At 38.1% G+C, this 15299-nt stretch carries 12 protein-coding genes; 6 read left to right on the top strand and 6 right to left on the bottom strand.

Features of this window, described 5'->3' with window-relative positions; all coding sequences use genetic code 11:
- A complete protein-coding gene (rpmI, locus tag ACFIK3_RS00300; protein WP_183193590.1) occupies positions 1-204 on the bottom strand; it encodes a 50S ribosomal protein L35 in 204 nt (67 codons plus the stop codon).
- 155 nt (positions 205-359) lie between these two features.
- The gene (gene nth, locus ACFIK3_RS00295; RefSeq protein WP_375642992.1) at positions 360-1100 is read right to left on the bottom strand and encodes an endonuclease III; all 741 of its coding nucleotides are present in this window, start codon (positions 1098-1100) and stop codon (positions 360-362) included.
- Between the two features lie 120 nt (positions 1101-1220).
- Between nth and ACFIK3_RS00290 the strand changes: the two genes are divergently transcribed.
- The 3 genes from ACFIK3_RS00290 (at position 1221) to ilvD (ending at position 4763) form a co-directional block, all read left to right on the top strand.
- Positions 1221-1652 (top strand): Hsp20 family protein, encoded by a 432-nt coding sequence (locus ACFIK3_RS00290; protein WP_012754518.1) that lies wholly within the window; start codon positions 1221-1223, stop codon positions 1650-1652.
- A gap of 26 nt (positions 1653-1678) precedes the next feature.
- On the top strand, positions 1679-1930 hold the full coding sequence (locus tag ACFIK3_RS00285) for a DUF1150 domain-containing protein (protein WP_012754519.1): 252 nt from the start codon (positions 1679-1681) through the stop codon (positions 1928-1930).
- A 994-nt stretch (positions 1931-2924) separates the two neighbouring features.
- A complete protein-coding gene (ilvD, locus tag ACFIK3_RS00280) occupies positions 2925-4763 on the top strand; it encodes a dihydroxy-acid dehydratase (RefSeq protein ID WP_375630533.1) in 1839 nt (612 codons plus the stop codon).
- A 1039-nt stretch (positions 4764-5802) separates the two neighbouring features.
- Here ilvD and mutS read toward each other — a convergent pair.
- Positions 5803-8547, bottom strand: a complete 2745-nt coding sequence (gene mutS, locus ACFIK3_RS00275; protein ID WP_375671034.1) for a DNA mismatch repair protein MutS — start codon at positions 8545-8547, stop codon at positions 5803-5805.
- Positions 8548-8742: 195 nt separating this feature from the next.
- Here mutS and ACFIK3_RS00270 point away from each other — a divergent pair, with 195 nt between their 5' ends.
- Positions 8743-11043 (top strand): NADP-dependent malic enzyme, encoded by a 2301-nt coding sequence (locus ACFIK3_RS00270; protein WP_375637207.1) that lies wholly within the window; start codon positions 8743-8745, stop codon positions 11041-11043.
- A gap of 67 nt (positions 11044-11110) precedes the next feature.
- On the opposite strand, the gene secB is transcribed toward ACFIK3_RS00270, so the two are convergent.
- Together secB and ACFIK3_RS00260 are read right to left on the bottom strand one after the other, a co-directional pair.
- The gene (gene secB, locus ACFIK3_RS00265) at positions 11111-11587 is read right to left on the bottom strand and encodes a protein-export chaperone SecB (protein ID WP_375630527.1); all 477 of its coding nucleotides are present in this window, start codon (positions 11585-11587) and stop codon (positions 11111-11113) included.
- Positions 11588-11730: 143 nt separating this feature from the next.
- Positions 11731-12225, bottom strand: coding sequence for an FxsA family protein (locus ACFIK3_RS00260; protein ID WP_375662942.1), 495 nt, complete (start codon positions 12223-12225; stop codon positions 11731-11733).
- Positions 12226-12399: 174 nt separating this feature from the next.
- On the opposite strand from ACFIK3_RS00260, the gene ACFIK3_RS00255 reads away from it, so the two are divergent.
- Positions 12400-13092, top strand: coding sequence for a Tim44/TimA family putative adaptor protein (locus ACFIK3_RS00255; RefSeq protein ID WP_273790262.1), 693 nt, complete (start codon positions 12400-12402; stop codon positions 13090-13092).
- A 52-nt stretch (positions 13093-13144) separates the two neighbouring features.
- On the top strand, positions 13145-13735 hold the full coding sequence (locus ACFIK3_RS00250) for a Smr/MutS family protein (RefSeq protein ID WP_273790263.1): 591 nt from the start codon (positions 13145-13147) through the stop codon (positions 13733-13735).
- A 913-nt stretch (positions 13736-14648) separates the two neighbouring features.
- Here ACFIK3_RS00250 and ACFIK3_RS00245 read toward each other — a convergent pair.
- Positions 14649-15185: a GcrA family cell cycle regulator gene (locus ACFIK3_RS00245; protein ID WP_273790264.1), complete on the bottom strand. Its 537-nt coding sequence runs from the start codon at positions 15183-15185 to the stop codon at positions 14649-14651.
- Between the last annotated feature and the right edge of the window lie 114 nt (positions 15186-15299).

Raw genomic sequence — 15299 nt, 5'->3', positions numbered from 1 at the left:
TTAAATACCATTCGGCAAATAATGCTGAATGACTTTTTTAGCATCTTGTTCACACAAAACCATTGTTCCACGTGCATCGCGAATAAATTTATTCGAACGCTTAATCATGCCGTGGCGCTTACCGGCAGCTGCTACTTTAATTTTGCCTGACGCAGTGATTTTAAACCGCTTTTTAGCGGATGATTTGGTCTTCATCTTGGGCATTTTGCTACTCCGTACATTAATTTATTCAATCAAACATTTTATTCACTCAAGCGGACCAACGCTTGAACAAGCATTTAAACAGCCACGGCATGCCCTGCCGGGCGGCTCTTAAAGACGTTTTCATAAGCTAGTATACACAAAATTGCAAGACCGTATTACAAAAAAATCGGCGCTCCATTGCCTTGAAGCTCAACTAAAGGTGCTGGAATTGCATTTGTTTTGATGGCTGCTTTACATAAATCGGCAATAATGCATTGCGTACATTGTGGTTTACGGGCTTGACAAATATAGCGACCATGTAAAATCAGCCAATGATGTGCATGGCGAATATAATGAACCGGTATAATCTTTAATAATTTTTTCTCAACAATTTCTGGTGTTTTGCCAAGCGCTAAACCAAGACGATTGCTTAAGCGAAAAATATGTGTATCTACTGCCAATGTAGGTTGACCAAAAGCAACATTCAAGACCACATTAGCCGTTTTGCGCCCTACTCCAGGAAGGGCCATGAGTGCTTCACGCGTATCGGGTACTTGACCGCCATAATAATCAATTAAATAGTTGCAAAGCGCATAAACATTACGTGCTTTTGCACGCCAAAGACCAATTGAACGGATATGATGTGCTATTTCTTCTTCTCCTAATGCAACCATTTTTTCCGGTTGATCAGCAAGGCGAAATAATTCTTTTGTCGCTTTATTAACGCTTACATCTGTCGCTTGAGCCGAAAGCACAACGGCAACCAAAAGCGTAAAAATATTTGTATAGATAAGATCACTCTTAGGCGCTGGGCGTTGCACAGAAAAACGGCGAAATATTTCTGCAATTTCATTTTCATTATATAATATACCAGATAAATTTCGCACTTTTGACAATTTTATGGTACGTTGAGGCATTGAACTCTCTTAAATCTTCTCTCTTGAAGTTATCATTCACGCTCGCCATATGAGAGAAATGCAGCGAACACTTTTATAGAGTGTGGTCAAGTAAAGCCGTTTTAAAGAGGATACTCATGAATGACACATGTGACGCCTTTCTCCAATCCCTTTCTTTTAGGGTTTGAAACCGTAGAAAAAATATTGCAACGTATCGGTAAAGCTGATGAGGCTTACCCAGCCTATAACATTGAACGTTTGCATAAAAATGATGATGCAAATCATATCCGGATAACTTTGGCTGTTGCTGGATTTAAGATTAACCATCTTAATATTTTGCTTGATGATAATCAATTGGTTATTCATGGTAAACAAACAGACAACCAAAATCATCAATATTTATATCGCGGTATAGCTGCGCGACAATTCCAGCGAACCTTTGTTCTCGCGGAAGGGATGCATGTTACAAATGCGGAGTTGAAAAATGGTCTTTTATCAATTAATCTGTATCAACCAAAATTAAAAAAAGAAATAAAACAGATTCCAATTAAAGTCAGTAGTGGTGAGTCATAAAAGTTAAGGCGTAAAGGAACAGTGAAATGGGAGAACATAAACAAAACTTGTCGTTTCAGAACACATCCTACTCTGATGCGGGACAGATTGCCTATTTAAAAAAAGTTTGTACAGATGATCTGGCTAAAAACTTTCCAGATCTTCCACCGATGACCCCAGGCATTACGATATGGGCTCTCTTTGGTGAAACAGGTTATCCTATCATTTTATCCGATGAGCGTTCTATCGCTCTTGCTGGAGCCAATGAGCATGAACTACAAATTGTAACTCTGCACTAGATTACCTTACGAGAAAAAGCTGTACTCTTTTATAAATTCTATCTGTTTTTTCGTAAAGGGTGTAATGTGGGTTATAATGAGATTAAGTATTGATTTATATTCATAATTAATTTTTTACAACTGGAATGAGAGTCCCGAATATCATAAGGTTCTCTCATTTGAGATCTTCTTATATTGAAACAATTCAAAGTCACTTGCTTGATGTCATAAGCAGGGAGAGCCATGTGGATAAAAACACTTGAAGAAAGGAATAAAAATATCTCTTTTTAATTGTCTCAATTACCAAAGACATTCACAATATGGGGATGAAAAAATGTATGATGGTGTCAGTTTTCTTCTTCATAAGTGTGAAGATGTCCCTTATAGATTTATATTATTCACGAGGGCTGTTATACCATTCATGGGCGCTATCGTGAAATGGGCTCGAGTTACATTGAAAGATGTCTCTTTAAAATGAGTACATAAAGGCTATACAAGTGTATTTTGTTTGGTGTGTTTTGTTCTTCCTGAGGGGAGTAGCTCTATTGAAGAGTGTAAAAACAAAAGCATGAGATAATGCGTCATAATTATTTAAAAGATATTTCTATGAATGCGTTTGAAAGGTGTAAAGCTGAATTGTAAGGAGATGATAGATTTTTACCACGATGCCTTTATATTCTTTCCAAATGAGGCTGTCTTCTTGTTCCAGAAATTACGCAAACAGATAGATGCAATATACTGACCAAATCTGGCATACAAAAATCTGGAACAGTTCGTTCCACACTGAAGCGTTTTGATATTTGTCTCAAACGTGGACTTGCACAGGGATTAGATGTTGATTAACAGGTAAGAAAAAAACAAAGGCTTTATGAAAAAGTTTATGCAGAGCTTTTAATTTTGTGCTTCAAATGCCTCAGTACGAGGTATTTTGCTCTTTTAAATATTAAAGCTCTTGTTTTTATAATGAAGTTACAGCACAACAAGCAAAATGGAATTATTTGAGGGGAAAAAAATAATGCCTTCTTACCGTTCAAGAATATCAACCCACGGGCGTAATATGGCAGGAGCCCGCGGACTTTGGCGTGCAACAGGGATGAAAGATACTGATTTTGGTAAACCCATTATTGCGATTGCGAATTCTTTTACACAATTTGTACCAGGGCATGTCCATTTAAAAGATCTTGGGCAATTAGTCGCACAACAGATAGCTGTTGCCGGTGGTGTTGCGAAAGAATTTAATACCATTGCTGTAGATGATGGAATTGCGATGGGGCACGATGGAATGCTCTATTCTTTGCCCTCACGTGAAATCATTGCTGATTCTGTAGAGTATATGGTTAATGCACATTGTGCGGATGCACTTGTCTGTATTTCTAATTGTGACAAAATTACGCCTGGTATGTTAATGGCTGCTTTACGGTTGAATATTCCGACAATCTTTGTTTCTGGCGGTCCTATGGAAGCAGGTAAGATTAAATGGAAGGATCAAGATCTAAGGGTTGATTTGGTCGATGCCATGGTTGCAGCAGCTTCAGAACAAAATTCAGAAGAAGAAGTTGCTGAAATGGAGCGTGCAGCTTGTCCTACATGTGGTTCTTGTTCAGGAATGTTTACGGCCAACTCCATGAATTGCTTAACGGAAGCATTGGGGCTTTCTCTTCCTGGAAATGGATCAATGTTAGCAACACATGCAGATCGGCGGATGCTTTTCGAAGAAGCTGGAAAACAGATTGTTGCATTGGTTAAGCGTTATTATGAAAATGATGATGAAACAATTTTGCCACGCTCTATTGCTTCACGCAAGGCTTTTGAAAATGCAATGACCGTTGATATTGCCATGGGGGGATCAACCAATACAGTACTGCATCTTTTAGCCGCGGCGCAAGAAGGTGAGGTGGATTTTACCATGACGGATATTGATCATCTTTCACGTCGTGTTCCTGTTTTATGTAAGGTTGCTCCTGCTGTTGCAAATGTACATATGGAAGATGTTCATCGCGCTGGTGGTATTATGGGGCTTTTAGGCGAACTGGATGCGGCGGGACTCATTGATACATCAACTTATACGGTTCATGCAAAAACAATGAAAGAAGCTCTTTACCGCTGGGATGTAAAGCAAACTAATGAGCCAACAGTTCGTGCATTTTATCGTGCTGCTCCAGGTGGTATTCCGACACAAACAGCTTTTAGCCAATCTTGTCGCTATGAGACCCTTGATCTTGATCGTGAAAAAGGTGTGATTCGCAATAGGGAACATGCATATTCACAAGATGGAGGATTGGCAGTTCTTTATGGAAATCTTGCAAAAGATGGCTGTATTGTAAAAACAGCAGGCGTTGATCAATCAATTTTAACTTTTAAAGGTCCGGCAAGAATTTTTGAAAGCCAAGATTCAGCTGTTTCAGCTATATTAACTGATAAGATTAAAACAGGTGAAATTGTTTTAATCCGTTATGAAGGTCCACGTGGTGGACCTGGAATGCAAGAAATGCTTTATCCAACGAGTTATCTCAAATCTAAAGGATTAGGCAAGGTTTGTGCACTTGTTACGGATGGACGTTTTTCAGGAGGAAGTTCAGGGCTTTCGATAGGACATATTTCTCCAGAAGCTGCGGAAGGAGGAGAAATTGCGTTAGTGGAAGAAGGGGATATCATAGAAATTGATATTCCAAATCGTAGAATTCATATGTTGGTGGATGACGTTGAGATGAAGCAGCGCCGTGCTAAGATGGAAGCAAAAGGAAAAGGCGCTTGGCAACCGATTGAGAAGCGTCAGCGTAAAGTTTCAAAGGCTCTCAAAGCTTATGCAGCGATGACTACATCTGCTTCAAAAGGTGCAGTACGTAATATTTGATGAGTTGAATAGAGACAGTACTCTGATTTTTTGCATCTTTTGCACGATATTCTGAGCTAATTATTTTATGAGTTTATGAACTTATCAGAATATTTCGAGTCATGGATGAGTATGATTAAAAAGCTATCAATACAACTAAAAGCAGCTGCGGATTGCTTATTTTAGCAGCTATGTAAGACAGATAAAGATAGATACAGTATCATTACTTTTCATATCATATTCCAATCTTATACGAAATTACAATTTCCTGTTCTCATATTTATGGAAGATATTTATTGTACTGGTGGCATTATCTTGTTGTACCGTAAAACACTGTCATTTAGGACTGTGATATACGGCATCCTCCTTAAATATTAAGTGTTTCTTAGTGCGTGGTGAATATTCTTAGACTTGTTTGTAAAGCTTTTAGTTTAAGTGAATCACATGACTAGGAAATCAAGATAAATTCCTTAGAATCTGGATTGTTTGCAGACTTGATTCGAATGAAAATCTTTATCCTTTGAGATGTAAGAAGGAGTTTAAGGATATTTAGGAAAATAAAATGCTGCTGTGATATATCTGATTATATGTTCCATATGAAAACAGTAAAAGAGCTCTTTATAGCTTAAAATGTGAAGAAAATACGAGACCCATTATCCATGAATTTATTATGCAAAATGGGATGGTATCCCAACACCAACAGCTTTAAACTAGAAATGTTGCTATGATAACAATAATATCGATCGTGAAAAAGCATAATTCACTAAATATGGCGTATTTGCAAGGTGGAGGAGATTTCATGACAATCTTTACAAAAAACGACTATCTTGTAAAAATAGTCGATCTTGACCAATTTTTTGTATAAGAGCCAATATTAATCTAAGGGAATATGAAATATAATGCATATGGTTTTGCTTCTATAGGCAATTATACTTACAAAATATATTATGTAGAAAAGCGATGGGAATACGATAAATAACTGTTTATGCTGTGGTATATCAAAAATGGTTACGTTATCTCCTATTAAGAAGGTTTTTTAATAAAAAATAACATCTGTTTTCTATAAAGGGTTACTCTTTTCAAGTTGTTTGAGGTGGTAAATTGCTTCTAAAGCTTGTTTAGGAGAGAGTTCATCGGGATGAATATTTTTTAAAGCTTCGTGAAGTATACAATGTTTGTTTTTTGCTTCATTGACTGGAGATGTTGCTTTAAGAGAAAAGAGTGGTAAATCATCAATGAGTTTATGTCCTTTTCCAGCCATTTCGCCTTGTTCTAATTGATGGAGTACATCTGTTGCTCGTGTAATAACGGCTGGGGGAAGTCCAGCAAGCTTTGCGACTTGTACACCATAGGAACGGTCAGCGGCTCCTGGTGTGACCTCATGAAGAAAAACTACATCACCATCCCAATTTTTGACTTTCATGGTTACGTTATGCAGTCTGTCAAGTTTTTCGGTAAGTGCAGTCATTTCATGAAAATGGGTAGCAAGAATAGCACGACAATGGTTAACTTCATGGAGATATTCAACAGCAGCCCAAGCAATAGAAAGTCCATCAAAGGTTGATGTTCCACGTCCTATTTCATCAAGAATAACAAGGGAATGGTGGCTAGCATGATTGAGAATCGTTGCTGTTTCAACCATTTCCATCATAAAGGTTGAGCGCCCCCGTGCAAGATCATCGGAAGCCCCAACGCGACTAAATAGGCGATCAACGACACCAATATGTGCTGAAGTTGCTGGAACGAAGGACCCCATTTGCGCCATAATAGCAATAAGAGCATTTTGCCGCAAAAAAGTTGATTTTCCTCCCATATTAGGCCCTGTCAACAGCCAGATTGCTGCATATTGCTGATTTTCTTGCACAGAGAGATCACAATTATTGGCAATAAAAGGTTCTGCTGCTTGTTTGCGGAGTGCTTGCTCGACGACAGGATGGCGTCCTGCTGTAATATGAAAGGTAAGTGAAAGATCAATTTTAGGGCGGCAATATCCTTGTTCTTCAGCAAGATATGCTAAAGCGACAGAGACATCTAAAATAGCAAGTGCTTCAGAGGCTTTACGAATAAAATCAACTTGTTCGGTAATTTCCTGAACGAGAATATCAAAAATCTCTAGTTCAAGTGTCAATGCGTGATTGGCAGCATGGGCAATACGGCTTTCAAGGTCAGCGAGCTCTGTTGTCGTAAAACGCATAGCGTTTGCCATTGTTTGCCGATGAATAAAACGTGCTTTAGCTTGTGGATTATTTGTAAGGGAAGATGCTTGTGTGCTGGTTACTTCAATGAAATAACCTAGAATATTATTATGCTTTATTTTAAGCGTCTTAATATCTGTTTCGTGGGCATATTGCGCTTGAAGTTCAGCAATGACACGGCGAGATTCATCACGTAAAGCACGCATTTCATCGAGCTCTTTATGATAATTAGAACGAATAAAACCACCATCACGTTTAAGGAGTGGGAGATCATCAGCTAATGCCTGTTCTAAATGAAAGTATAACGCTGTGGGTAAGTTTGAGAACACCTGTTGTACATCACTTATTTCTTGAGGCAGAAGCTCATTATCAAGAAGTTGATGCAATTCACGAATGATTTCAAAGCCGCGCTGGATTGTCGCCATATCACGGGGACCTCCTCGTCCAAGAGCCAAACGTGAAACGGCGCGGGGCATATCTGGTCCCCCCTTTAAAATAAGCTTTATCGCTTCTGCAAGAGAAGGATTACGTAGAAAAAAATCGATAGAATCCAAACGCGTATCAATAGCCGAAGGAGTGGTGAGGGGAGCAATAAGGCGGTCAATAAGAAGGCGTGATCCTCCTCCTGTTACAGTGCGATCAATAGCTTTTAATAAACTTCCATCCCGTTGACCTGATGTCGTACGAATAAGTTCAAGGCTTAATCTGGTTGCGGCATCAATAAAAAGAGTCGCACTTTCATTTTGGCGCTCAGGCTGCATGAGGGGAGGGCGATGCGTGATTTGTGTTTTTTCGATATAACGAATAGCAGCTACAATTGCAGAGAGTTCGGAACGTGAATAATCGGCAACGCCTTCAAGAGTTGAGAGTTTAAAATAATTGCAAATATCGCGTTCAGCGGTGAGTGCATCAAAGAGACAAGCAGGTTGAGGTGAAACGATACGATCAAGAATACTAAAAAGTGACTTGTGAGATTTATCATGAAAAAATGAATCAGCAACAATGATTTCTTGTGGATCAACACGCATAATATCTGCTAAAAGTTTTTCTTGGCGGCTTTCTGTTACACGAAATATGCCTGTTGAGATATCAATCCAAGAAAGAGCAAATTCCTCTCCATCGCTAGTTTTTATACGGGAAAGTGTCATCAAATAATTTGCGCGTGTTGGATCAAGGAGTTTTTCTTCTGTTATCGTTCCAGGTGTTACAAGGCGAACAACATCACGCCGAACAACAGATTTTGAGCCACGTTTTTTTGCTTCAGCAGGATCTTCTATTTGTTCACAAACAGCAACTCGGTAACCACAAGCAATCAGTTTTTGTAAATAATCATCAGCAGCATGAACGGGAACACCGCACATAGGAATATCTTGTCCTAAATGTTTTCCGCGTGCTGTGAGTGTGATTCCTAAAGCCTGAGCAGCTTCAATCGCATCATTAAAAAATAATTCATAAAAATCCCCCATTCGGTAAAAGAGAAGGGAATCATGATGGACGGCTTTGATTTCTATGTACTGCTCCATCATAGGTGTAAGACGTTCTTGAGAGGAAGCAGATGAGGAGGCAGGCTGTGGAATTAAATTATTTTTATGATTGTTTTTTTTATCCATTTGTACGAGGCCTGTTTCCTTTAAGTGAAGTTTTTACTCTTTTTTATTTACTTCAATATCTATTTATCTCTAAATTGCAACGCATCATCAGATTTGCTAAGGCAAGAATAGCGATTTCTAATATATGAATCAGATTTAATGACTATACGCATTATCAAGCAAAATTTACACTGTTTTTGGAGAAAATAAAGTGAGATGAAAAAGAGCGAGCAAGATCAGAAAATATCTCAAACTGTTTACAGTGCGAGCGAAAGAGAAGCTCTAGATTTTCATAGTCGTGGTCGACCAGGAAAGCTTGAGATTGTTGCAACAAAGTCTATGGCAACACAGCATGATTTAGCACTTGCTTATTCACCAGGTGTTGCCGTTCCAGTTAAGGCAATTGCTCAAAATCCAGCGCTAGCTTATGATTATACAGCAAAAGGCAATCTTGTTGCTGTTATTTCAAATGGTACAGCTATTTTAGGGTTAGGCAATTTAGGTGCACTTGCTTCTAAGCCGGTCATGGAAGGCAAAGCAGTGCTGTTTAAGCGTTTTGCGGATATTGATTCCATTGATTTAGAAATTGATATAAACGATACAGAAAGTTTTATCAATTTGGTGCGCCATTTAGAACCTTCTTTTGGTGGAATTAATCTTGAAGACATTAAGGCGCCAGAGTGCTTTATGATTGAAAGCCGCCTACGCGAGGTAATGAATATACCTGTTTTTCACGACGATCAACATGGTACAGCAATTATTGTTGCTGCTGGTGTTCTCAACGCTTTGACTTTAACAGGGCGCGATATGCAAAATACGCGGTTAGTCTGTAATGGTGCTGGTTCTGCAGGAATTGCTTGTATTGAACTGATTAAAGCGATGGGCTTTCGTTCCGAAAATATCATATTATGTGATACAAAGGGTGTGGTCTATGAAGGCCGCAAAGAGGGAATGAATCAGTGGAAATCTGCGCATGCTATTCAAACAGATAAACGTACGCTTATGGAAGCAATGGAAGGTGCAGATATATTTTTTGGGGTTTCTGCTAAAGGTGCTCTTACTCCTGAAATGGTAAGATCCATGGCACCCCAGCCGATCATTTTTGCTATGGCTAATCCCGATCCAGAAATTACGCCGGAAGAGGTTATGCAAGTGCGTCATGATGCCATTGTCGCAACAGGACGTTCCGATTATCCAAATCAGATTAATAATGTTCTCTGTTTTCCTTATATATTTCGTGGTGCGCTTGATGTGCGTGCAAGAGTTATTAATGAAGACATGAAGATTGCTGCGGCAAAGGCTCTTGCTAATTTAGCGCATGAAGAAGTGCCTGACAGCGTTGCAGAAGCTTATCATGGAAAGCGATTAAAATTTGGTCCTAATTATATCATCCCTGTTCCTTTTGATCCGCGTTTATTTACGGTTGTTTCAATAGCGGTAGCAAAAGCAGCAATGGAAAGCGGTGTTGCGCAAAAGAACATAGATGATTTAGAGGCCTATGAGCGCGATTTGAATGCGAGACGTGATCCTACTTCCTCGATGATGCGTGGGGTTTATAACCATGTTCGTCAAGCGCCAAAACAAATTGTCTTTGCAGAAGGTGAAGAAGAGCAAGTTATGCGGGCAGCCGTTTCCTATGTCCATCAAAAATTAGGACAAGCGATTTTGGTTGGTCGTGAAGAGCAAGTAAGAGAAGCGGCTGTTATCGCTGGAATTGATCTGGAGCGTGAAGGTATTTCTATTATGAATGCTAAGCTTTCTTGCCGTACAGATGCTTATGCGAATTATCTTTATAAAAAGATGCAGCGTCAAGGTTGGCTGTTGCGTGATTGTCATCATCGTATCAATAATGATCGCAATTATTTTGCTGCGTGTATGGTGGCACTAGGAGATGCTGATGCAATGGTTACAGGGGTGACACGCAATTATGAAACAGCGTTAATCGATATACGTCGTGCAATTGATGAAAAACCAAAAGAACGATTGATTGGTATTTCAATGGCTATTTGCCGTGGACGAATTGTGTTTATTACGGATACAGCCGTTTATGAAAATCCTAATGCTGAAGAACTTGCGGATATAGCGGAACAAGCAGCTTCATTTGTGCGAGGATTTGGATATCAACCACGGGTAGCATTTTTAGCATTTTCTACATTTGCTTATATGAAAGGGCAGACGACGCAGCAAATTCAGGATGCGATTAATATTTTGCATGAACGCAAAGTTGACTTTGAGTTTGATGGAGAAATGAGTGCTGATGTGGCACTCAATTCCAAATTGATGCAGCAATATCCATTTATGGGATTAACGGAGCCCGCTAACATTTTGGTTATGCCTGGATATCACGCGTCTTCCATTGCAAGCAAAATGTTACAAGAACTTGGTGAAGCAACCATCATTGGTCCTATTTTAATTGGATTGGAAAAATCTGTCCAAATTGTACCATTTAGTGGAAGCGATACAGATGTTGTCAATATTGCAATGCTTGCGGCTTATCATGCCGCAAAAGTCGTCTAAAGGAAAAAAGCCCCTACTATACCAAGAATATATCAAGGGGCTTTTTAATAACAAAAGAATAAACTTTTTAAGAAGGCTGTATTTGACTGTCTTTTTGTTCTTCAGAAAGACGCTTTTGGAAGAGTGCTGCAAAATCAATAGGATCAATCCACAAAGGTGGAAAGCCACCGTTTTGAGTAGCATCAGATATAATTTGGCGAGCAAATGGAAATAAAAGACGGGGACATTCAATAAAGACCAGAGGCATAACATGTTCTTGTGGAATGTTTTTAAGGTGAAAAACACCACCGTAAATCAATTCTACATGAAATAAGGTTTCAGTTTCATCATTGGCTTTGACGGAGAGAGACAAAACGACATCATAATTGTCATCACCAATTGGGTTAGCATTGACGTTAATATTGATATCAATTTGTGGTGATTTTTCACGTGCACGCAATGAACGAGGAGCACCTGGATTTTCGAATGATAAATCTTTTAAATATTGAGTTAATACAGCAAAAACCGGCTCTCCACCACTGTTATTCATTTCACCTTCGGCCATACGACGAACCTCTCTTATTATAATATGTATAATTTATTTTAGATCTAAAGACCAGATTGGTTATCACGCCTTGCAAAAGGTTGCAAGAAATGCGCTCTTTATCTTGAATATTTTTTTAGTTTGTTGCAGATTTTTTAGGCATTTCAATGGTTATCATCATTTTTGCGCCATGGAGATTCTGTCGTATCATGAATTGTGTAATCTTCTGCTTTAAGATCAATTATTTTTTCAGAGTCATTTTTTCTTTTAGTATTGGGATTAATTTTGTTTTTTAATGATATAAAGAAATGCCAAGCAACAGAGCGAATTGGTTTAATAAGAAGTAATATTCCCAAGAAATCACTTACAAAGCCGGGAAGAATAAGTAAAATTGCACTAAAGATGATGAAAGCATCATTAATAATATTATTCTCTAATGTGCGTCCTTGGACAAGTTCAGTTTGTATATTTTTTAAAAGGCTAATCCCTTGAATTCGCAATAAAACAACCCCAACTATGGTTGTGAGAATAACCAAACTCAAAGTTGCCAAAATACCAATTTCTTGACCAACAAAGATAAAACCAGCAATCTCGATTAAAAGAATGCAAAGAAAGATAACAACAAAAAAACGAGGATTTATAGAATAAAGTTTTATCACATGAAAATTTCCTTCTGGATGAGTAGGGGGAGAAATTCTTAAGAGCACTCCGTTTAAATACAAAATCTATAAAAATATTTGAATGATAAGATTCCTTATTTTACATATTTATTGATAAATGGTATTGACTGCAATGTTTATTAGAGACTTAAGCTTTGGAGATTGACAGCGCCTATGGAATTTGACGTTATACTTGTCATAGCTCTTGTTGTTATGGTTGTTATTTTTGTGCAACTCCGTAATGTATTAGGGAAACGAATTGGGTTTGAAAAGCCACCCTTTGATCCTTATTCACGTCGTTCTAAAAAACAGGTTGAAGCAGAAACGGCTGATAATATTGTTTCGTTCCCTCATCAGAAAAATTCACAAAAAGACGACTTTAGTGAAATTGATAAAATTTCACCGGAGGGGAGTCTTTTGAATAAAAATTTGCGGGAATTGCATAGAATTGATTCTCATTTTTCTCCTCAACTTTTTATAAAAGGTGCGCAAATTGCTTATGAAATGATTGTAACAGCTTTTGCCAAAGGTGATCGCAATCAGCTTAAAAGCTTGCTTTGTCAGGATGTTTTTGAGAGTTTTTGTACGGCTATTGAGCAACGAGAAAAAAATAAAGAAAGAATAGAATTCACTTTTGTTGGAATTAATAAGATCGAATTTATTGCGGCGGCAATACAAGAAAAGGATGAACTTTTAACGATACGTATTGTCAGTGAGATGATTTCTGTTACTTATAATGAACAGGGCGAGCGTATAGACGGTGATCCTGACGCTATTGTAGAAATCAGAGATATTTGGACTTTTGTTCGCAATAGTTTATCGTCAGATCCCAACTGGAAGCTTTTTGCTACAGAAAATGAAAATTAAAATACTTTTTGTTTTTCTTCCATAAGCATTCAATGATTTATGAGAAATTAAAATGTCCTCAAGTAAATGGAGACAAAAAAGAGATTTATTGGCTTCACAAGATCGCCTTTTATGGGAGATGGTGTGTCGTACGATAACACCGCTTCACGGTAAGATGCTCTCTTCTACTTCAGAAATTATTGCAAATATTAATGATAAAAATCAACCTGTAACTCAAATCTCCTCATTGTCTCAGGAAAATCAACAACCCTCGACAATTATTAAAAGAGAAAAGAGGGCAGTTATACAAGCACAAAAGATTCATTTCTTTGATCATGTTGCATATCGTAAAATTTCCCAAGGTCGTTATCCTCTTGAGGCGCGTCTTGATCTTCATGGTTATATGCAGGAAGAAGCTTATTTTTTCTTAAAAAAATTTCTACAATCCTCTCAGCAGAGAGGATTGCGTTATGTCCTTGTGATTACAGGAAAAGGACGATCCGTTGGGAGTGATGGAGCTTTGTATAGATTTGTTCCGTATTGGTTATCAACACCAGCTTTTCGATATTATGTCCACGCGTTTGAGCAAGCAGCACGTCAGCATGGCGGAGAAGGTGCGCTTTATGTTTGGTTGCGCCGTTTTATGTCGGGAGAAGGAATGTGATGTCATTATGGTCGTTTCAGGTTTAATATTTATTTATACTTATAATTTATTGTTTTCGTATATTTCGTAAGAGCCTTGAATACAATATTCCCTTCGTTATAATTTTTTATAAAGAATTATAAAGATATTATTTTACATTCTACGTATTGCTTCACGCTTTTGTTTATAGCATTCGTTAACGGGGCACATCCCTCACACAAAACAGAACGACATTGAATTGAATATATCCACAGGCTTGTTTTAAAGAAACATCTTTCAACGCTCTCAAGCTTATTTTGCGACAGTATCCGTGAAGAGTATAATGATAAATCCATGAAGCACCCCCCCTATCTTTATGCTTAGTAAAAGAGTAAGCTGGCATCATCATACACTTTACCATCTCCCAATGTTGCAACAACCCTTTAAGTCCTTGGTATTTTAAAGCGTTTATACAGAGGCATGCTTTTCTGTAAGTGTTTTTACTCTCCGCAGTTCTCATCTCGCGCGTGACGCCCAAACGAAAGATTTTGATCGATTCAATATAAGAGGACTTAAAATGAGAGAGATATAGATGGATCTCATTCAGGTTGCAAAGCGATAAATTATTTTTATAAACCACAGCATTACTCTATTAAATACACGAAGAATAAAAACATGAGAAATTGAGAACTGTATTATTCAAAAGACATTGCTATGGATAGTGTTAACAGCAGTACAACTAAATTAAAGAGAATCGTGAAAATAAACAAGAATATAACTTTACAACACATAGCTGCGCAGTAGCATCAAAAGATACAGTTTCGTTGAATAATTTCATGAAGAAATTTTTTCATTCATTAAAAGCTCCATCAAATTTCGTTCTCATAATAATTCGATAATTAAAATTTAATAACGAAGCGCAGAAGACGTAAAATACGAGATTCAATTGAGGATATTACACTCTTATCCGACGTCTTTCAGATATTGGTTGAAATGCTAGCTTAGCATGAAAGGCACAATAGGGGCTACTTTCATCAGAATCTGCACCACAAAAATGAAAATCTGCTGATAATGGATCGCCAACCGGCCATCTACATGTATTTTCACTCAATTGTAGAAGATTAAGTTGACGTGATATAGGCACCACTACATTGGATTTTGTGGACATATCAACTTCTTTTACATCTTCCACTACAAATTCTGTCTTTAAAGCTGTTTCTTCAATACTTACAGATGATGTGTTTATTGGCGATACCGTGGATGTGTTGCGACGCACACGTGGAGATGATGGGCTGCTGCTTCCCACGGGAGTTTTTTGCGCACGCGTGCTTCCTTGAGCTGTCTTACCACGTCCTGGTAACTTTAATCGATGTACTTTGCCGATGACTGCATTTCTGCTGACCCCACCTAATTGAGCAGCAATTTGACTTGCACTTAACCCTTCACTCCAAAGCTTTTTAAGAAGCTCAACGCGTTCACATGTCCAACCCATACCAGCACTCCATTCCGATTACGTCACTAAGATGCTCTCCCCCGTTGCATCTTCAAATGTTTAAATAATGTTTTCATTACGCTGAATGAAAGAACTTTACACTCTAAACGAGCA

The sequence above is a fragment of the Bartonella sp. CB10SXKL genome, from assembly GCF_042195515.1.
Classification (GTDB): domain Bacteria; phylum Pseudomonadota; class Alphaproteobacteria; order Rhizobiales; family Rhizobiaceae; genus Bartonella.
The sequence above is the reverse complement of the archived record's forward strand: the minus strand, read 5'-3'. Positions and strand labels throughout refer to the sequence as shown.

Coding starts and splice junctions, on each gene's coding strand:
- rpmI (WP_183193590.1), bottom strand. CDS start 204: ATGCCCAAGATGAAGACCAAATCATCCGCTAAAAAGCGGTTTAAAATC.
- nth (WP_375642992.1), bottom strand. CDS start 1,100: ATGCCTCAACGTACCATAAAATTGTCAAAAGTGCGAAATTTATCTGGT.
- ACFIK3_RS00290 (WP_012754518.1), top strand. CDS start 1,221: ATGACACATGTGACGCCTTTCTCCAATCCCTTTCTTTTAGGGTTTGAA.
- ACFIK3_RS00285 (WP_012754519.1), top strand. CDS start 1,679: ATGGGAGAACATAAACAAAACTTGTCGTTTCAGAACACATCCTACTCT.
- ilvD (WP_375630533.1), top strand. CDS start 2,925: ATGCCTTCTTACCGTTCAAGAATATCAACCCACGGGCGTAATATGGCA.
- mutS (WP_375671034.1), bottom strand. CDS start 8,547: ATGGATAAAAAAAACAATCATAAAAATAATTTAATTCCACAGCCTGCC.
- ACFIK3_RS00270 (WP_375637207.1), top strand. CDS start 8,743: ATGAAAAAGAGCGAGCAAGATCAGAAAATATCTCAAACTGTTTACAGT.
- secB (WP_375630527.1), bottom strand. CDS start 11,587: ATGGCCGAAGGTGAAATGAATAACAGTGGTGGAGAGCCGGTTTTTGCT.
- ACFIK3_RS00255 (WP_273790262.1), top strand. CDS start 12,400: ATGGAATTTGACGTTATACTTGTCATAGCTCTTGTTGTTATGGTTGTT.
- ACFIK3_RS00250 (WP_273790263.1), top strand. CDS start 13,145: ATGTCCTCAAGTAAATGGAGACAAAAAAGAGATTTATTGGCTTCACAA.
- ACFIK3_RS00245 (WP_273790264.1), bottom strand. CDS start 15,185: ATGGGTTGGACATGTGAACGCGTTGAGCTTCTTAAAAAGCTTTGGAGT.